Raw genomic sequence first — 18627 nt, forward strand, 5'->3', positions numbered from 1 at the left:
CCTAAATCAAGCTTTAAGTCATTTGCAATGTCTGACATGAAAACTCGTTTGTTCTGTTTACAGTATTCAATTATTTCTTCTTTTTGCTGATGGTATGGAATATCCCTTAATGTAATTTCTTCAATAATAGGAAGATTGAAAGTATCATTTGTCATTTTTTTCCTCCAAAGTTAATATACACAAAGTAATTTATCCTATATTATTATCATTGATAAATATTGTGATGATTTACTGACAAAAAAGGCTCTTTAAGTATCTGATAATTAAATTGGTGTGGATTATTCAAGTTTTAAGTTTGAGTGAAGACAATTTTTATCAGTCAGAACAATTAAAATGAAAACGTTTTTCAACATCTCCAAACAAATATCTAATCATGGTATTCTGTTCAAAATGCGGAAAGGAGTCATCATCAAATAGCATTTATTGCAATGAATGCGGTCATGTGCTAATGGATGATGAATATCTGAATCTCAACAAGCTTGAAACTTTCAACGAAATCGCTAACGAAAGTAATTTGAAAATTCTTGAAAATAACCAGTTGTCCACACTCGAGTACAATGTCATTTTAAAGAATATAGAAAATATGGCCCGTGAGTATCTGAATGATTTGGAGCATGAATTCAAAAGCAGGTCAACTCTTGGAAAAATCAAATTGCTAACATTGTCATATGCTGATGTAAGCTATAAGTCAAAGGGTGCGGAACTTGGAAGCTATTCATATAACCGCATACAGGTTGACGACAGGCTGAACGATTCGGATGTTATATCCACATTGATTCATGAGCTGTCACACCATCTTTTCGATGAAATCTTTGAACAGATACTGATGTATGTATGGGAAATTGAAAAAAGTGACGCCCTTGAGGCATATGTGTCATTTACTCTTGGAACAAATGCTGTTTTTATTTTGATGAATGAATACTGTGCCCACAGCGTTGAAGGCAGGTTCATACCTCACGGATATCAGAACTACGGATCATTCAATAAGATTCTAACTGAAGAATTTGATTTGAAAAAGGATAGTGAAGCCATTTTCTTTGCGCTGATTTTGGGAAACAGCATAGCCGATGACATCATCCATATCCTTGAGAATTTCATCGATGATAATTTAAGGCGGGAAATCAGACAGGTCTATAAGGACGACTATAGCGCACCGCCAAGCTACGACCAGATTCTGCTTGAGAAAAAAGAGATTCTTGATGATGAAACTAAAGTCAGCCAGATGCATATGATGCTGATGTCAGGAATTGCCCTTGCCAAAAACAAGGAAAGTGCTGAGGTATTCTCAACAATCAAGGACGGATTCATATCTAATAATAGTTAGAATAAGTTCTATGAATCAAATTGGTGACTTTTGATATGTCCTCTCCGTTCAGCAGTTTCAGTATGTAAATCCATGAGTCCTCCTGAGATATTGCTGGTTTTAAAGACTCAATCGCCATATATGATGTTTCAAACACTGCTTTTAGCGTTGTGCTGTCAAAGGAATACATATCCAATATATTCTTTAGTTTTTCTATCAGTACAGGGTTTAAAGTTGCATATTGCGGCTCTGATTTTTTTAAGCTTTGGGAAAAGCTATTCAAATCCAAAAGCAATAGCCTAATATATATCTCTGTGGTGTGAAAAAGATCATTGGCCTTTTCATAGAAACTGGACAATACAAAGAGTATGTTTTTATATTGGTCGATTTGCCACCTGCTCTGTGCCATATACTCCTCCTGTGTCAGATATTTAATCATCTTATCCGAAGCTATTTTATTTGTAGGTTTTACAACATCACTGAATAGACTATCGAACTTGTCGACTGTGATAAGAGATTTTAACTCTGAATGGTTAAAGTAAAAGAAAACGTGTCTGTTTTTATTTATGAATCTTCTAGCTTCAAAGGATATTGTGCCTGACCGGTATGAACTCAAATCAATGTTATCATTTATTCTTTCAATCAGCTCGTTTTTACGTCCGGACACCTTCAGATTATTGCTTTTCAGAATGCTTTTCAAATCCTTAACTGTCAAATTATCCAAATCAAATGAATTGTTGATGTATCCATCGGCAATTGCCCGATTTTCCAAATCAGTCAGATTAACATTAAATTCACTGATATGTTTCTGTGGAATAATTGAATTATATTTATTCAGATAGTCCAAATAAAGCACATAAGCAAATTTAAATCTGTTGTCCATTTCTTTGGAATTTCTCAAATCAAATGACTTTTCCAAATCTTCTATTTCCCTGTTAGATGATTTACTTTCATCTTGGGAAATATCTTCGTTAGATGTGAAGCTAAAGCCGCACTTATAGCAGTATGAATCTGTCTTTAGGATTTTGCGCTTGCAGTAAGGGCATGTTTTCAGATTGTGCTTCTGATTGATTAAAAATTTCAAAGTCCTTTGTTTAGGTGAAGTTATCTTAACTTTATCCTCATGATTTTCTTCACTTTCAATAGATGACAGCTGCTTTATTAGAAAATTTAATCTTGGCTCTATTTCATCAACACTAAGTCTGCCCTTTTTAATTTCATCTTTTAAAGTGGATTGAATGTTGTAACCGAATTTATGTTCAATTCCGTTGCGTTCCAATTTTTCGATGAAATCATCATTCAGTAAAAAGCCACCAGTCAGTTCCTTCAGTTTCTTTTCTTCAGGAGTTTTGGAAAATAGACCCATTGTATTAACACCAATGATATATCTGTATCTTATCATTTATTAACTTTTTCTATCCTAATCCTCTCAATAACTATTAATAAGACCTGTTTCTTGATTTATCCGCAAATTTTGTAAGTACAATTTAAAAAGATTGTTTTTTAATTTATATTTACCTCTTGAAGGTTTGATTATCATATTCTTATTAATTAAACTTTTTAATAATGCTGACGGTTCGGAATTTAAATTAGCATTTTCTATGATATATGAATATGATAAAAATGTTTCGTCGCTTTCAGCCATTAAACATAGTATTTTTCGCTCTTCAGTTGTGGATTTGCTGAACAGTACTTTAAATTCACGTTGAGCTAAAATATTTAATGAATGTATAACTGCCTTTTTAAATTCAGCCATAGTCACTTTATTATTTTCATTTATTTCTTCAAGAGGATTCACCATAAGTCAATAAATTAATATTTTCTCCGTTTTTTCTGAAGAACAATGCACTTTGTTCTTTATTTGATTTAATATTTTGTTTTCGTTTGTTTTAGAATTTTAAATGGTTTTATGATGATTTTTAGTAGGATTTTTATTTGAATGGAGAGGTAATTTTATTTGTTAGTTCTGACATACTTTAATTTAGACATTTCAATTTCATAATTTATTGTGATTTTGAATGTTTACTATGCAAAATTGCTTAAATTTTACTGTAATTTATGGTGATTTTTGCATAATATAAACGGAGTACAGACTAGCATAATCAACTTCAAATATTGGGGGTTTATTAAATTTTGAAGTTTTTGGTTTAATTAGTATGCTGTTCCTTTTATATTATTGAATCGAACGAGGTTATAGGTCATGTTAATGATGTAGATCTCTTTTTGAGCAGATGTTTTGTCGGAAGTTAATAATTTAAAAATACCTGCGGTATTTTTAATATATCCATTAATACTTTCGCTTTCGGAGAATCTTTCATTATACATGTCCATATATCTCTTATTCGTGAATTTATTTGTCATTTCATATTTTAAAGGACTGATATCATCAATTATCAGTTGATGATTGCATTTGTGTCTGAATGGACAGTCAATTGGACATTTAAATTCGTGTTTGTATTTTCTGTCTTTCCAATGTTCTGGAATGCCTTTTCTTTTGTTTCTATCGTTGTCAATGATAAAATCATCACTTGTTAGTGTTGATTTTTGACCATATGGGCAAATATATCCATCCAATACTCTTTTCATTTGTTTTTTGCTGATTTTGTCATCATTTTTTGTGTTTTTGTTTTTCTTTTCCAGATTGTTTTCTGCTCGTATTTTATTGTTTCTTTGTCTTGCAATGACTTTGGGCATTATTAACACGTTTATTGCGTATTTATCTGCAATTTCAAGGTTGTGGTCTGAAAAATAACCTGAATCTAAAATGAATGTTGTTCTTTCCAGTAATGAATTGATTTCCTTGTAGTTTCTTCTAATACCATATTTCTTCTGTAAATCCAGTAATATTTCGATTGTTTCTTTTATATCGATTAAAACTTCTTCTAATACTCTACTATCATTTGGTTTATCTAATAAAAGTCCTCCGAATACTATTTTGTTTTTTAGCATCATTTGTTGTAAGTTTAATGCGAAATCAAATTTTCCTTTTTTGGTTCTCATCATTATGGACTCGGGAAACATAATGGAGACATAATTTTGTTTTCTTCCCATTAATGCTTCTGTAAATAATGGTATTTTCTTGTATATTCGTTTATTATATATTTCTGGTCGTTTTAAAGCTAATTTAATTAATTTTATCATTTCTTCATCATCTTTGTAAAATTCTTCTTTTTTCTTTAATTCTGTCAGAAATCGTTCCATTGATTGTTTTCGATTATTATGTAGGATTTTCCATTGTTTTGCATACTGTAACATGGTGATTTCATCCCAGGTTATTTTATAATGTATGGAACCATTAACTAACGCATCAGTACCATCAATAAATAATCTGGAGAAATCTAGAAACTTTTCTTCATTAAATTCCAGTAATGTGCAGCAAAAAATCTTTTTTAAGGTTAACCGATTGTTTTCTTTGAAAAATCTTCTAAAAGTTGAAGCAGACGGCGTTTCTCCACAAGTAAAAAACTGTAACATCCGATTTACTCTACATTCACGTGCTATTCCAGTTAAATCATGAATATGTATTGTAGAACAATACATTAATACTCCCAAAATTAATTCACGAGGATAAGCACGATTACCTTCTTCTGAGCTAAATTCCTTGTTAAGATCCTGAACCAAATCTTGAACATATGGTTTAAAAATGAATTTAGTAATCATACGAAGCTTATAACTCTCATTACCAAATTCTGACAATCCATCTAAAATATTTTCCAGTGTAAATAACAATAACTCTTTCAATGCCATAAATAACACATTTCCATTAAAATTCTAATACAATAAAAATTTTTTAAAAATAGGATAAAAATTACTCAATTCCACCAATATTAAGTCAATGATTTTAGAATTAAATAAAATTTATTCTATATTAATAATATGTAATTTAAAGTACTTATAATTATTCTTATTAACTTTTAGTAATTTATTATTACTTATAGATTATTTTAAAAATTTTCAGTTATTTAATGGAAATTTCAAGTGTTTTTATCCATTTTAACACTCGCAAAAAATAATTTTCAAAAAGAGCCAGAATCTAAAAAAATAAAAATCCAAAACATGAAAAAAATAAGTCAAATAAAACCAAAATTATGCTAAAATAATTAATCTCCACCATATTTTAATTATATAAGCAATATAAAATTGTTTTTAAATAATTTGAATTGTTTTTAGTTATGATTTAATAGAATGGGTGAAGAATATTATTTTTAGAAATTTTAAATTTAAATTGTTTAAAATTAGTATTTTTAGAAAATAAGGATTTAATGATTGTAATTTTAAAAAAACAAGAAAATTAGATTATTATTGAGTTATGAGTTTTCCTCTTACAAAAATGGTACAAATATTAAGTAAAAGACTATAGTAAGTAAAATAACATATAAAGGCGTGATTATAGGTGTTGCCAAGGTGCAAATATCATTGATTAAAATGCAAAAAATGAAAAGTAAAATGATGGCAACTATAAGATAGTTACCAGATAATATAAAACTGAAGTCAATGCAGGAACTGTTAAATTGTCAATTCCACCATAACTTAAAGCTTCACAAATAGTTGCAACAGCAGAAATAGACAGAATAGCCACTAAATTAAATTCAGGCATTGTATAACCGATTGATGTGAAAACCATCCATACAAATACACTCATAACAGTCGTTACGACAAACATGGACAGTGATCCTTCAAGGGATTTTGTACTTCCGAAAATGGAAAATTTAACTTTACCGAATTTAATACCTATTAATGCTGCAAATCCGTCACCATATACTAAAGGAACAATAGCTAGTGCAACAATCCATATGTAATTACCAAAGATTATTAACAGTACTGTCCAGATTGCAGAATAGAAAAACAATCCTAGAGCATGTCCAGATTCCGTCATGGTGTTTTCTATTTTGATTGGAGAGTATTCGGTTAACAGGAATGTTCCTATTGAAGCGGGCAATGTCAGTCCAATAATCATAACCCAAGGGTTTGAAAAAAACGGCATTGCAAAAATCATGTTACCTACCATAATATGGAGGAATTTACGTGAAAATTCAGGTCTGGATTTTAAAACCTTTTCTGCAATGACAAATATTGCAATTACATAAATGTATACGACAATTAATGCAATGATATCTGTGAAAATCATTCTTTATCATACTCCCCGTATTCACAGCCGGCGTTTTCCATTTTTACATGGTCAATTAATGTACCATCTTTTTTATAGAGTTTGATTTCTCCCCAACCGTTTCCACCATTCCATAGTCTGTTGTGGAGTTTTTTGCCGTTAGGAGCTTCATAATTGAATAGCATCATTTCCTCACGTTTACAGTATAATACAAGTTCCATACGTGAATTTTTGTTTGATGCGTTTATATGCCATGTATGAACGTCTTCTCCTTCTTCGAAGTCGAAATCGATTTTTACGAGATTCCAGAATCTTGCAAAGTTGTATTCATACATCGTACCTTCATAATAAAAACCAATTAATAATTTACGGGGGATTGCTATTCCAAATGCTTTAGGTCTTCCACCACCTGCTTCAAATGCAGAGTTATTTAATTTTTTACCTGTTTTAAGACTGGTCAGGTTGCATGATGAAATCCATAACCATGGTGAGGTAAAGTCTCCTCCCCAATTTTTATCGGCATATCCATATGATTTTTCAGGAATTACTTCATATTCAACACCGTCCAGCCAGATTGTTCCGCTGTATTGTGTTTTTATTCCTTCAGCATGCCAAAACATTTCAAAAGAGTTCAATTTTCTAAAAATTTTACTTGCACCATAACCCACATTGAAAGTAATTTGTTTATCAATGTCCAAATCCCATCTCATGTCTCCAGCATCACTCATATATTCTGGGTGATTTTTGGCGTCTTCTTCTGTTACGGTACATGAACCTGACATATGGGTTTCAGTCAGAGAACAGTCTCCAACACGAATGTTTAATTCATTGTCCGGGCATTGGAAATCTTTCATTGAGTAAAAATTATGAATTTGTTTTGGATTTTTTCCCCAGGTTCCAACTTTTGTCATACAATAGGATGGCCTTTTGCCTAATCTTTGATTTTCAGGATCTTGACCTAAAGTAGGTTCATCCTCAGCTAATGCAGGGTTACATACAAAATATTCAATGAAGAATGGTTTTGCTTCTCCAGTTTCCTTATTATATGCAGTTAAGGAATGCCACCACCAATCATAACCTTTTTTTGCGAGTGGTCCTTTGAGCATATAATAATTTCTTTCTAAATCACTCTTGTTCATTTAAAATCCTCCAACGAGATAATATAAGATATATTAAAGATATAATAAATAGCTTATTATTTGATTTTAATCGGATGAAATAGAATTAAATTAACATGCAAAATAATTAATTTTAGAACAAATAAAATAAGCATGAATCTAAAAAGTATGTTGAAATATTAATTAACAAATTGATTTAATCAAACATGTTTTGTAAAATAGAATATTGACAATATGATATCTACATGAAAAAATAAAAAAGATGAACTAAATAAGATTATTTAGTTCCGTAAACTCTGTCTCCGGCATCTCCAAGACCTGGCATGATGTATGCATGGTCATTCAATTCACGGTCCACGACAGCACAGTAAATCTGGACATCAGGATGATTTTCCTCAATGGTTTTAATACCCACAGGAGCTGCAACAAGACACAGCAATTTGATTTTAGTGACTCCATCCTGCTTAAGACGATTAATTGTTGCTGAAGCACTTCCGCCTGTTGCAAGCATAGGGTCAATTATTAAAACTTCCCTGTCTGCAATGCCGTCAGGCATCTTGTAGTAATATTCAACAGGTTCCAAAGTTTCTTCGTCACGATAAAGACCAATGTGACCTACTTTAGCGTTAGGAACGACAGTGATTATTCCTTCAACCATACCCATTCCTGCCCTTAAAATAGGAACAACTGCATATTTGTCTTCATTCAGCTTTCCGGTCTCCATCTTTTCAAGGGGAGTTTCAATGGTTACCTCTTCAAGCTTTGCATCCTTCATAGCCTCATAACAAAGCAGAATTGAAATTTCAGTTACAAGTTCTCTAAATTCCTTAGTACCTGTATTGATATCTCTTAAAATAGCCAGTTTATGAGTTATCAGCGGATGATTCAATACAATCTCATTCATGTTTTTCCTCCGGAATACATAAGTTAAGGATAATACCTACGATTGCTGCAAGAGACATACCTGAAATAGCTATTGACAAATCACCAGATGCAACGGATAAAGTTGCACCACCTAATCCTAAAACAAGCATTGTAGCTGCAACAACAACATTTTTAGTATTATTGAAATCAACTTGATTGTGGATTAATATTTTCAAACCGTTTACACAGATAAAACCATATAACAATACAGAGATACCACCTAAAACAGGTGCTGGGATAGCTGTTAACAAAGCTGTCAGATGACCTGAAAATGCAAATATGATTGCGATGATTGCTGCAAGACCTATTACATAAACTGATGCGACACGGGTCATACCTACAACTGATGTGTTTTCACCATAAGTTGTGTTAGCAGGACCTCCCAGGAATGCCGCTAAAAATGTTGCAAGACCGTCACCGAGCAAGGTTCTATCCAAACCAGGATCTTCAATCAAATCACGGCCGATGATTTCACTTAAGACCTTGTGGTCCCCAATATGCTCAACCATCGTTACAAGCGCAATCGGAACGATAGTTAATATCGCTGCAAAATTCAAGTCATAATGCATAAACGGCAGATAGAATTCAGGCACAGCAATCACTTGAGCTGTCATAACGCCCGTGAAATCAACCATACCAAGCAATGCTGCAACAATATAACCCACAATGATACCGACGAGGAACGGAATGACCCTTAAGATTCCTTTTCCACGAACTGCCAAAAATGCCGTGGTTAAAAATGCAATTAGAGCAACGATAAGATTTTGCCACGGAATAATATCAAGATCAAGACCAATCTCACTGATAGCCGTCGGCGCAAGGGACAGACCAATAACCATAATCATAGGTCCAACAATTACCGGAGGCAAAAGACGATTAATCCATGCTTTGCCGGAAATTCTGATAATTAAAGAAATGACGACATAAACTAAACCGACAATCATTAAAGCCGTAAAAACACTCGCTTTTCCTGCGATTGCATAACCTGCAATCATAGGAGCAATAAACGCAAACGAACTTCCCAGATATACCGGACTTCGTCCACGAGTACAAATTAGGTAAATAAGTGTACCTAAACCAGATGAAACTAATGCTACAGGGATAGATAAAACATCCGCACCAGCAGTGGTGTTAACAACGATAGGAACTAAAATCGTAGCACCAAACATTGCACATACATGCTGAATAGCAAGCAAAACCCAATTAAGTGCAGGAGGCTTGTCTCTAACACCCAATAGCATATTACTATTTTCTTCACTCATCATATCACACATAATAGATTAAAGAAAATGTACGAACAATTTTCCTATATGTGTTAATATTTGTGACAATAATTATAAAAATATAATGTAAAAAAAGAGAATTTCAATATGAATTTGAGTTCACATTAAAAAAAATAAAAAATATTGGAGATTAATCAAAATCCCCATTGCTTTCAGTTCCCGGCGATTGGCCTGGTGAAAAACTTTCTGAAGATGAAGTGCCGGAACCAGAACCTCCAGAATCTGAAGATGAACTACCAGAACTCTGTGAACTTGAAGAAGAACTGGAAGAGCCACTGCCTTGAGATGATTGGGAATCAGCACCCACATCACCTGAAGATGAATCCACAGACATATTGGAATTTGAATTATCAGTGAAATTCGTGGAATTATCATCACTAGGAGTTATAGAAAGATTTCCAAATGTAATCAATGCATAAAAGCCAGTAGCTAATACAATTAAAATAATTAGAATTAAAATAATAGCATTTTCTAATTTCATTTTCTTACCCCCATTAGATATTGAAATTTCACATATATAAATTTTAGCAAAATAAATGAAAGCTACTGACGGGACTTGAACCCGCAACCTCCGCCTTACGAGGGCGGCACACTGCCAATTGTGTTACAGTAGCATAATAAGAAAAAAATAACAGTTAGTTACAAGAATACTTAAAATTCAAGTTTATCGGAGCTGAAAACTTCAATTTCAAGTTCGCAAGCAACTAAATTTTGAATATATTGACCAAATTTAATGAAATGTTCAGTTTGCATATGCTCTTTTAAGTCTTCAACAGACTCCCATTTCTCAACAAACATCAATGAACCATCATTAACATCATCATATAAATTATAATCAATATTTCCTTCTTCTGCTTTAGATTTTTCAATTAGATCTGATGAAATATCGATGAAAATCATCTTTGCATCTTCATCATTAGGAATTGCTTTTGCTAAAACAATTATCATTTTGTCACTTATAATATATGAATTAATTAGTAAAAGTGGAAATATATTTTTAATTCCCTAAATTTATTTATTTTCTTGCCTTACCTACTCTACGGGCAATTACCAATTCACCAACGGAAATCAGGCCGGCAAAGAATTTTTCTAATCCTCCTGTGGCCCATATAGCTTCACCAAAAGTGGAATCCATAATATTTGCTTCATATTCTTCAGGAGATATTTTCTTACCAGTAGTTTTCTTAGATACTAGGGCGGAAGCGGACATTAGCTCATCCCATGTTACGCCCTTGAGCTGATTCTGCATTGCTTCATATAATTTTGATACTTTAATATCATAAAGCTCAGATAACAATTCGACAATATCACAGGAACGAATCATTCCAATTACCTGATTATCATCATTAAGAACAGGAACAGTAACAAATTTATTGTTAGCGGTTAAGATTACTGCAAGTCTTGCAGGTGCATCCTCATGAATTGTGGTTATCTCTTCATAAGAACTCATTATCTCACTAATTTTTTCGTTTCCTTCCCTTAAACCTCTAGTTATATCAAAAGAAGTGATCCATCCGACAAGCTGTTTATTATCATTTACAACAGGACAAGTAAATCTTCTGATTTCTTCCATTACTTTGGACACTTCAACAACACTGTCATTGCAATTCAAATATGCAAAATCTTTATCCATTAACTCTTTAGCTTTCAAAACAATTCCTCCTATTCAATTTCTATACGTTGTAATGCTCCGACAGGACAATGATTTGTACATTCCACACAGCGGATACATTTATCATTGTCCAATATTACTTCCCCATCTTCCAACCATATGGCTTCAACAGGACAATTTTCTTCACATAAATAGCAATTGACGCATAAATCATGGTTAACGTCGATTTTTCTGCTGTGAACTATAGGTCCTATTATCCTATCCAATGTAATTGCACTTTCATTTTTTGAAATTTCAACACAGGCACTGCATCCGATACATAATTTCTCATTAATATAAGGATATAATGTATCTTCATCCAAATCAATACCTGTATCAAATCCCAATTTATCAAAAAACTCCTTAAATTCCAATGTGAATGCATTTGTTGGACATAAATCAGCACAATCTTGCCAATTGTTTTCTGCACTGTAATCTATGTCAATACTATTCATTCTAACTACTCTATGAGGACACCTAACATTATTCAGGCTGTATTCTACAAAATCGTTCTCACTTTCCCCATCAAAAACAACTACATTTTTAATTAATTTAATAGCTGAAATAGGGCAAGTCTGAACACATATTTCGCATTTAACACATTTATCAGTAATCTTAGCTATCCTAAAAATATTAGCTGGTTCAATAGCACTAACAGGACATGTACCAACACATGTATTACATCTTACACATTTTGGCGCAACAGCAATGATTTCTTCCTCTGCTTTAAAATCATCCAATTCAAATTGGAAATCATCACCATCATCATCTAATTCAACAGATTTCAAAAGAACTTCACGTTCCAAATTTTTCATCTGCTTTATAAACGATACATTCATATTATTACCAACTATGTATTTTATTAAATAAACTTTATCTTTAATTATTTATAAAATCTTTCAACTCTTCCAAGGAAGGGAATTTATCCATCCCAAATCCTTCAATAGCTTTGCTGGCAACCCAGTTACCAATTTCACATGACTTTTCCAAGGTGAAATCATTCAGAAAAGCATATAAAAATCCGCTATTGAAACTATCTCCAGCACCTGTAGTGTCAACGACACTGCATTCAAATGCCTGAACTTCACAATTTTCATCCTTATTGCAGGCGAAAACACCTTCAGAACCTCTTTTTACAACAACAGTACCGATGCCCATATCAAGAAGCTTTTCGGCCAATTGCTCATAAGAAGATTCCTCATCATCATATAATAATCTTAATTCTGATTCGTTAATCAGCAAAATATCACACCTATCCAAAATCGGCTTGATTTCATCCAAACCTTTCTGGACATATAACATTCCCGGATCGAAACTTAAAATAGTATCCTTATTTAAATTATCAAGCAATTTTATTTGGGTTTTAAATGAATCACCGACAAAAGAGGTATAATGCATTATCTTACATCTCATAATGTTTAAAGTATTTATCTCTTCAATGACAATGTCATCGTTGACACCAGGATCGACATAAAGGCATCTTTCACCATCAGAGTCAACAAATCCCAGACATTTGCCCGTGCTTCCTTTATCGGCATAAATCAAGTTATTTGAGAAAACCTCATTCATTGCCAGATTATATTCGATTAAATCACCATCTTCATCTTCGGCAATTTTGCCTATTATTGATGTGGATACGCCCAATCTAGATAAGCCTATGATTGTATTTGCCGCAGAGCCACCAGGAGTATCCTGACTGCATTTGATGAAACTTTCCTCATCTGCTCCTGCGATATTTTCTACAGAATACAGCTTATCCACATTAAGTGCTCCAAAGCCTATAACCTGCGCATTTAAATCATCATCAAATATTTCCATAATAAAACCCTATTTCAATACATCCAATAAATTATAAATTTGATCACCGAGTTTACCATCAAAGTTTCCTGCAGATATTCCAATAACCCCATCAACATCAATGGCCGCATCAATACCTGCCTTTAAAGCTTTAAACATTGAATCGACATCAGTTGCATTGACGACAATTTCAGGGATATAATTCACATTTTCCGCAACCTTGGACTCTTTACCCAATCGTTCTTTTAAAGAAGGGCAGTAATAATGATTTGTGGTCGGTCCGATTTCAGAGTAATTTGTTTCCGGTTTTGATGCTGCTGAACAGACATCAAACGGTGCAGTTGCACCTTCAACTTCCATTATGGCATCGATTATTGCATCCCCCGCAGTCAATACTGCTTCTGGAGTTTCACATAAATACCAGAAATTTCCTCCCATAATCCCATCATTGATTTTGAATTTTTCTTCAATCTGAAAATCAGGAACTGCTATAGGGACGTTTATCATCTTGCGGCCGTATTCCTCTACAGTCCATTCCCATCCGTCACCGCAATGACCCACAATGTCCATCATTTCGATATAATCATCACTTTCACTGTCAGAGTAATCAAATATTCGTGTAAATGGTTTGACCAGCACATCTTGCCTTAAACGATAGGATAATTCGAATGCAAATTTTTCTTTATCATCCCCACCTAACCAATACTGGACAACAGCACCGAAACGACCATCAGGAGTTTCACTTTTATCTAAAAAGCCTTCTACTCCCCCTTCAACCCTACCGATTACAGCACTTGGGGTTGATGTTGAGTCATATGCTGCTCTTTCAACTATCTTTTCAGTTGGTCCTGTGATTAAAGCCCTTACATATTTTCCTTCAAAAGCTTCAAAAAAGGTATCTTCAACTTTTTCATAACTCATTTTATCCTAATCCTCCTATGTCTTCGCCACGAATATTATTTCGCATACTGACACTTTCTTTTAGTATTTCATCATAATTTTCTTCATTGATTAATTTGATAATAGGATACTCATCATCAAAGACTTCAAAGAACCTATCTGCAATTTCTTTGTAAATAGAATATTTCTCAAATAATTCCTCAATATTTTCCTGTGAATTATATTCATCGATAAATTTTAAAACTTCGGATTTATCATATTGTGAGTAGACATTAGCTATTACCGCAGTGGCTACGGCACTTGGTGATACGATAGCTATTTCAGCAACTTTCAGAGGATATTCATTGCCGTTGAATGATATTGATATTCCATCATTTTCACGGGCAAACTGAAGAGGTTCCACATCCGTTATGCTGTCACCAATATATAAAATCTGATTGATATCAATGCCATCTTTTTCAATTATATCGTCAATGGCCATTTTCTTGCCTAAACCGCCAACAACATCAATCTGTTTTATTTTTTCATAAATGGACATTTTAGGAATTTCAACGAAGAATATGTTATCAAATAATTCGTAATCTTCAGGGTTTTCAAGAATCTGTTTTTTGAATTCGTCAATTTTAGCCAATTCTTCATCATTCAAACACAACCCATCCACATCAACATCAGTGTAATATGCATTTTCAAATGGAAATTCCATATAATTGGAAAGTGCTTCAATATATTGGCCATAACTTGTACTAACTATATACGTATTCATAGATTCCTTCAAGTATTTTAAAAGGAATTTTGAATCCCTGACAGCATAAATATTATTTTGTGAAAAGCTAATCAAATCATCATTTTTAAGGTTTTCAAGTACAAAAAACGGTAGAATTAATTTTAAAGTATTTCCTGCCTTATAACCTTCTTTTTTAACAACATCAACAAGATAATCATCATATAAACTGAGAGTTTTAAATAGTTCATCACCATTTTCAATGAAATGCGCACATAATTCAAATGCGTTATCGTTGAGTGTTAATGGACCTTCACAGTCTGTAATAAATGATTTTTCAAACATCCGCTCACCTAAAGTTTATAATTCTTATTGAATCAACCGGACAGATTGCTTCACATGTTCTGCAGTAAATACAATTATCTTCTATGAATTCAACATGATCCCCTTTCAGTTCCAAAGCCTGAGTCGGACAGTTCTTTACACATATTGCACATGCCTGACACTTTGTAGTGGATATGGACAAATCCGCCTCCCTCTGTTTGTAAAGATAAGATCTTGCATAGTACAAATCAGTGTCTTTACTATAATAATAATCGTCATAAGCTCCTATTGCATCGAACTGGCATTGTTCCACACATTTACCGCAATAAACACAATTGTCATTTATGGTTATTGGATCGGGACCATTGAGCTCAATTGCATCAACAGGACAGACATTATAACATTCACCGCAGGCGACACATTTCTTGTTGTAGACTTCAATGTTTCTGTCCATCAGATAAGAACCGAAGAGCTTATCAAACTTATTTACTTCAATACGTGAATCCAAAACAATGCCCAATTCCTTTTCCATCTGGTCATTTACTTTGCATTCAATGAAATTTTCAAATTTCTGGTCATCGAATTCCAAAGACATTGCAGTTGCAACCCTTTTAAGAACAGAGTTTAAACTTATTAAATCCAGAGATAACCTTTTCATATCGTTATCGACAATACTGGACACAATATCAAAGGATTTTATTTCACTGTACATTTTATAAGCTTTTTTACGGGAAGCATATCTGATAGCTGTTGACGGACAGGAATGCATACATTCCTCACATCTTGCACAGTATCCCGGATTGATATAAGGCAACTTATTAGTCCTTCCGACATTTATTGCACCTGTTGAAGGACATACCCTGGTACAGGTCATACAGCCAATACATTTATCCTGATTAACAACGATAGCTTTACCTCCCTTGACTGTTTTAGGAAGGAGCTGTCCATACTTAATCGCATCGGTAGGACATACTCTGAAACAATATCCACAACGGACACAGGTATCCTTATCAATTTCACTGTGCGGAGGATTGTTACCGTCATTTATAATGTGTATTGATCCGTTTTTACATGCCTGCACACATGCACCGCATGCCTTACACAATTTAATGTTAATGTTTGGAACTTCCTCCTTGATAGGGGGATCCATATGGACATCAAGGGAAATTGCATCATATGGGCATGAATTACGACATAAAACACAACCAAAGCAAGTATTTTTTATTTTTACAAGACCATCAACTTCATCCATATAGATTGCATCAATAGGACATGAATTAAGACATGGCTTATCCGCACAATTTTCACATTTTGTCTGATTAATCAGATAATCAACATCAACATGTCTCAGTGGTCTTGGAGTTTTAGTATAACTGTCAATCATAACACTCACTCCATTAAAATCTCCTCATTTAAATTAGATGCTTTCACAGTAGTATGGATAATTCTATCATCCTCTAAAGAGAATTTTGCTATGAAATATTTTATTACTGAGAAAGGACATGTCTGATAACATATACTGCATCTTAAACACCTGTCTTTATCTCTAACGATTGTATCTTCATCCTCATCAAATGAAATACAACCTGTCGGACAGTCAGGAATACAAAGCTGACATTTCTTACATTTACTTTTATCCCAATCAATGATTCTGATTTTAAGCCTGTTAACGGCATTGGAAACTATTTCAAAACTGACTTCCTCATCAGGAATAATCTTGAGAGCTTCATCCCAAATATCATCTAAAGGAACATCATACTGAAGAAGACTGTCCTTTTGGAGTGCTCTTAAATCCTCTTCTTTGGAGTTAATATAATCTTCAAGATAATTTACAGTTAAAAGAATCAAATCCTTTTGATCCTGTAAGTTTTCAACGAATACACCTTTCATCGCGCCGTTGACCGGACAGACATCTATACATTCACCACAGGCAATACAATTGAGCTGGTCTACATGCATTTTATCATTAACAAGAGATATTGCATTGACAGGACACTTTTTCATACATTTCTTACATTTAATACATAAATAATCATCAACAATATATTGTCGTTTTGAAGGAATAATATTGAATTCCGGTTTGATTAAATGGTTTTCACCGCATTCCAGTGTTTTCGGTTCTGTAGGACAAACTTCTGCACAAAAACCGCAACGAATACAGGCTCCCTCATAGATTACAGGATAAGTCATTCCTTCTCCAGTCTCATCATCCTTTTCACGAATGATTTTTATTGCATTAGGTGAAGGACAAGATACAGTACAGGCACCGCATCCAATACAGTACTCCTTGTTTACTTTAGGGAAATTCCTAAACCTGTCCGGTTTTTCAGCAAGTTCAGGTAAAGATTTAGCATTAGTAAATGCATTGGCCCATGCCTTTTGAGCAAAGTCATAAATATACCATATTAAAGATGACATCTACATTACCTCACCGAAATTTTTTAAAGAAGTCTTTCCGTGCTCATCAGTGACAGCAACCCTTTCGGCACATGCAACACAAGGGTCACATGAGGCATAAGTTGCAACAGCATCAGCAACTGACGGCACATCCCTAATCATGTATTTAGCACAGGAGTCCATATTCGGAATACTTGGAGTTCTGATTGAAATATGCTTAATAAGATTACCGTTGGTTTCAATCGTGTAGGTTACTTCACCACGGGGTGCCTCATTTCTCCATTGGGCATAACCTGATTTAAGCTCAACAGGAACACGAATATCTCCTTTAGGAATATTGTCGATAGCTTGCCTAATCAAACTGATGGATTCAGGGATTTCATCAAATCTGTTTAAAGTTCTTGCGTAATTATCCCCTTCTTTTCTCCAAATAGTTTTAAAGTCAAGATAATCCTTATAAGTGTAATGATCTTCACGATAATCGTATTTAATTCCGGAACCACGACCAATAGGACCGACAGCTCTTCCTCTAATAGCTTCTTTTTTAGTCATTACGCCGACACCTTTAGTACGGAGACCTAATGCAGGACCTTCAGCAAAGATTTCTCTTGTTCTTTCAAATCCTTCCTCTATTTTTTTGAGGTTTTCCAGAATAGGCTTGAAATGACGTTCATCCGCATCCATTTTAACTCCGCCAACAACATTCCAACCCATATTAACCCTATTACCAGTCAAAAGTTCAATAGAATCCATTGCATATTCCCTTAACTCAAGCACATGCATGAATAAGGTTTCATGGTCTAAAGACTTGAAAAATGTGGAGTTTCCAAGGAAATGACTTTGAATTCTATCCAATTCATTTGTTATTACTCTTAAGAATTGGGCTCTTGGAGGAGCTTGGACTCCGCAAATCTGTTCAATAGTTTCGGCGAAAGTCTGAGTATGCTCATATGAACAGATACCACAAACCCTTTCAGATAAATAAATACCTCTCTGCCAAGTTTGACCTTCAATAATCTTTTCAATACCTCTGTGAACATAACCATATTCAATCTCTGCTTTTACAACTTTTTCCCCTTCAGTCTGGAGTTTAAGTCGGATA

At 33.6% G+C, this 18627-nt stretch carries 18 protein-coding genes and 1 tRNA gene; 1 reads left to right on the forward strand and 18 read right to left on the reverse strand.

Annotated features, from left to right (window positions below; all coding sequences use genetic code 11):
* The first annotated feature begins 373 nt into the window (after nucleotides 1–373).
* Nucleotides 374–1324, forward strand: coding sequence for a zinc ribbon domain-containing protein (locus tag IJQ68_RS07705; protein ID WP_292798892.1), 951 nt, complete (start codon nucleotides 374–376; stop codon nucleotides 1322–1324).
* On the opposite strand, the gene IJQ68_RS07710 is transcribed toward IJQ68_RS07705, so the two are convergent.
* From IJQ68_RS07710 to IJQ68_RS07795, 18 genes are all read right to left on the reverse strand, one after another.
* On the reverse strand, nucleotides 1311–2705 hold the full coding sequence (locus IJQ68_RS07710; protein WP_292798894.1) for an SAP domain-containing protein: 1395 nt from the start codon (nucleotides 2703–2705) through the stop codon (nucleotides 1311–1313). The two genes, IJQ68_RS07705 and IJQ68_RS07710, sit on opposite strands and share 14 nt — an antisense overlap.
* Nucleotides 2706–2732: 27 nt before the next feature.
* Nucleotides 2733–3104 carry a hypothetical protein gene (locus IJQ68_RS07715; RefSeq protein ID WP_292798895.1) on the reverse strand — a complete coding sequence of 124 codons (372 nt, stop codon included), beginning with the start codon at nucleotides 3102–3104 and terminating at the stop codon, nucleotides 2733–2735.
* Nucleotides 3105–3454: 350 nt separating this feature from the next.
* Nucleotides 3455–5050, reverse strand: coding sequence for a transposase (locus tag IJQ68_RS07720; RefSeq protein ID WP_292798897.1), 1596 nt, complete (start codon nucleotides 5048–5050; stop codon nucleotides 3455–3457).
* Between the two features lie 709 nt (nucleotides 5051–5759).
* Nucleotides 5760–6431, reverse strand: a complete 672-nt coding sequence (locus IJQ68_RS07725; RefSeq protein ID WP_292798898.1) for a diacylglycerol/polyprenol kinase family protein — start codon at nucleotides 6429–6431, stop codon at nucleotides 5760–5762.
* Nucleotides 6428–7549, reverse strand: coding sequence for a tocopherol cyclase family protein (locus IJQ68_RS07730; RefSeq protein ID WP_292798900.1), 1122 nt, complete (start codon nucleotides 7547–7549; stop codon nucleotides 6428–6430). The genes IJQ68_RS07725 and IJQ68_RS07730 overlap by 4 nt, the downstream gene beginning before the upstream one ends.
* 256 nt (nucleotides 7550–7805) lie before the next feature.
* On the reverse strand, nucleotides 7806–8432 hold the full coding sequence (gene upp / locus IJQ68_RS07735; RefSeq protein ID WP_292798902.1) for a uracil phosphoribosyltransferase: 627 nt from the start codon (nucleotides 8430–8432) through the stop codon (nucleotides 7806–7808).
* A complete protein-coding gene (locus IJQ68_RS07740; protein WP_292798904.1) occupies nucleotides 8425–9714 on the reverse strand; it encodes a uracil-xanthine permease family protein in 1290 nt (429 codons plus the stop codon). Before IJQ68_RS07740 ends, upp begins: the two co-directional genes overlap by 8 nt.
* A gap of 151 nt (nucleotides 9715–9865) precedes the next feature.
* A complete protein-coding gene (locus tag IJQ68_RS07745; protein WP_292798906.1) occupies nucleotides 9866–10216 on the reverse strand; it encodes a hypothetical protein in 351 nt (116 codons plus the stop codon).
* A gap of 60 nt (nucleotides 10217–10276) precedes the next feature.
* Nucleotides 10277–10349, reverse strand: a tRNA-Thr gene (locus IJQ68_RS07750).
* 37 nt (nucleotides 10350–10386) lie between these two features.
* Entirely contained in the window at nucleotides 10387–10683 is a 297-nt protein-coding gene (locus IJQ68_RS07755; protein WP_292798908.1) for a putative quinol monooxygenase, read from the reverse strand.
* Between the two features lie 67 nt (nucleotides 10684–10750).
* Nucleotides 10751–11386, reverse strand: coding sequence for an HPP family protein (locus IJQ68_RS07760; RefSeq protein ID WP_292798910.1), 636 nt, complete (start codon nucleotides 11384–11386; stop codon nucleotides 10751–10753).
* A gap of 11 nt (nucleotides 11387–11397) precedes the next feature.
* On the reverse strand, nucleotides 11398–12225 hold the full coding sequence (locus tag IJQ68_RS07765; protein ID WP_292798912.1) for a 4Fe-4S binding protein: 828 nt from the start codon (nucleotides 12223–12225) through the stop codon (nucleotides 11398–11400).
* Between the two features lie 40 nt (nucleotides 12226–12265).
* Complete coding sequence (locus IJQ68_RS07770) at nucleotides 12266–13204, reverse strand: carbohydrate kinase family protein (RefSeq protein WP_292798914.1); 939 nt, start codon at nucleotides 13202–13204, stop codon at nucleotides 12266–12268.
* A gap of 9 nt (nucleotides 13205–13213) precedes the next feature.
* Nucleotides 13214–14104, reverse strand: a complete 891-nt coding sequence (locus IJQ68_RS07775) for a formylmethanofuran--tetrahydromethanopterin N-formyltransferase (RefSeq protein ID WP_292798916.1) — start codon at nucleotides 14102–14104, stop codon at nucleotides 13214–13216.
* Between the two features lies 1 nt (nucleotide 14105).
* On the reverse strand, nucleotides 14106–15149 hold the full coding sequence (locus tag IJQ68_RS07780; protein ID WP_292798918.1) for a hypothetical protein: 1044 nt from the start codon (nucleotides 15147–15149) through the stop codon (nucleotides 14106–14108).
* A 4-nt stretch (nucleotides 15150–15153) separates the two neighbouring features.
* On the reverse strand, nucleotides 15154–16512 hold the full coding sequence (locus IJQ68_RS07785; RefSeq protein WP_292798920.1) for a 4Fe-4S binding protein: 1359 nt from the start codon (nucleotides 16510–16512) through the stop codon (nucleotides 15154–15156).
* Between the two features lie 5 nt (nucleotides 16513–16517).
* Entirely contained in the window at nucleotides 16518–17546 is a 1029-nt protein-coding gene (locus IJQ68_RS07790) for a 4Fe-4S binding protein (RefSeq protein ID WP_292798922.1), read from the reverse strand.
* Nucleotides 17547–18626, reverse strand: coding sequence for a nickel-dependent hydrogenase large subunit (locus IJQ68_RS07795; protein WP_292798924.1), 1080 nt, complete (start codon nucleotides 18624–18626; stop codon nucleotides 17547–17549).
* Nucleotide 18627: the final 1 nt, after the last annotated feature.

It is taken from the genome of Methanobrevibacter sp., from assembly GCF_017447225.1.
Classification (GTDB): domain Archaea; phylum Methanobacteriota; class Methanobacteria; order Methanobacteriales; family Methanobacteriaceae; genus Methanocatella.

Excerpts from the sequence above, each read along its gene's own strand:
- IJQ68_RS07705 (WP_292798892.1), top strand. The coding sequence starts at position 374 with ATGGTATTCTGTTCAAAATGCGGAAAGGAGTCATCATCAAATAGCATT.
- IJQ68_RS07710 (WP_292798894.1), bottom strand. The coding sequence starts at position 2,705 with ATGATAAGATACAGATATATCATTGGTGTTAATACAATGGGTCTATTT.
- IJQ68_RS07715 (WP_292798895.1), bottom strand. The coding sequence starts at position 3,104 with ATGGTGAATCCTCTTGAAGAAATAAATGAAAATAATAAAGTGACTATG.
- IJQ68_RS07720 (WP_292798897.1), bottom strand. The coding sequence starts at position 5,050 with ATGGCATTGAAAGAGTTATTGTTATTTACACTGGAAAATATTTTAGAT.
- IJQ68_RS07725 (WP_292798898.1), bottom strand. The coding sequence starts at position 6,431 with ATGATTTTCACAGATATCATTGCATTAATTGTCGTATACATTTATGTA.
- IJQ68_RS07730 (WP_292798900.1), bottom strand. The coding sequence starts at position 7,549 with ATGAACAAGAGTGATTTAGAAAGAAATTATTATATGCTCAAAGGACCA.
- upp (WP_292798902.1), bottom strand. The coding sequence starts at position 8,432 with ATGAATGAGATTGTATTGAATCATCCGCTGATAACTCATAAACTGGCT.
- IJQ68_RS07740 (WP_292798904.1), bottom strand. The coding sequence starts at position 9,714 with ATGAGTGAAGAAAATAGTAATATGCTATTGGGTGTTAGAGACAAGCCT.
- IJQ68_RS07745 (WP_292798906.1), bottom strand. The coding sequence starts at position 10,216 with ATGAAATTAGAAAATGCTATTATTTTAATTCTAATTATTTTAATTGTA.
- IJQ68_RS07755 (WP_292798908.1), bottom strand. The coding sequence starts at position 10,683 with ATGATAATTGTTTTAGCAAAAGCAATTCCTAATGATGAAGATGCAAAG.
- IJQ68_RS07765 (WP_292798912.1), bottom strand. The coding sequence starts at position 12,225 with ATGAATGTATCGTTTATAAAGCAGATGAAAAATTTGGAACGTGAAGTT.
- IJQ68_RS07770 (WP_292798914.1), bottom strand. The coding sequence starts at position 13,204 with ATGGAAATATTTGATGATGATTTAAATGCGCAGGTTATAGGCTTTGGA.
- IJQ68_RS07775 (WP_292798916.1), bottom strand. The coding sequence starts at position 14,104 with ATGAGTTATGAAAAAGTTGAAGATACCTTTTTTGAAGCTTTTGAAGGA.
- IJQ68_RS07780 (WP_292798918.1), bottom strand. The coding sequence starts at position 15,149 with ATGTTTGAAAAATCATTTATTACAGACTGTGAAGGTCCATTAACACTC.
- IJQ68_RS07785 (WP_292798920.1), bottom strand. The coding sequence starts at position 16,512 with ATGATTGACAGTTATACTAAAACTCCAAGACCACTGAGACATGTTGAT.
- IJQ68_RS07790 (WP_292798922.1), bottom strand. The coding sequence starts at position 17,546 with ATGTCATCTTTAATATGGTATATTTATGACTTTGCTCAAAAGGCATGG.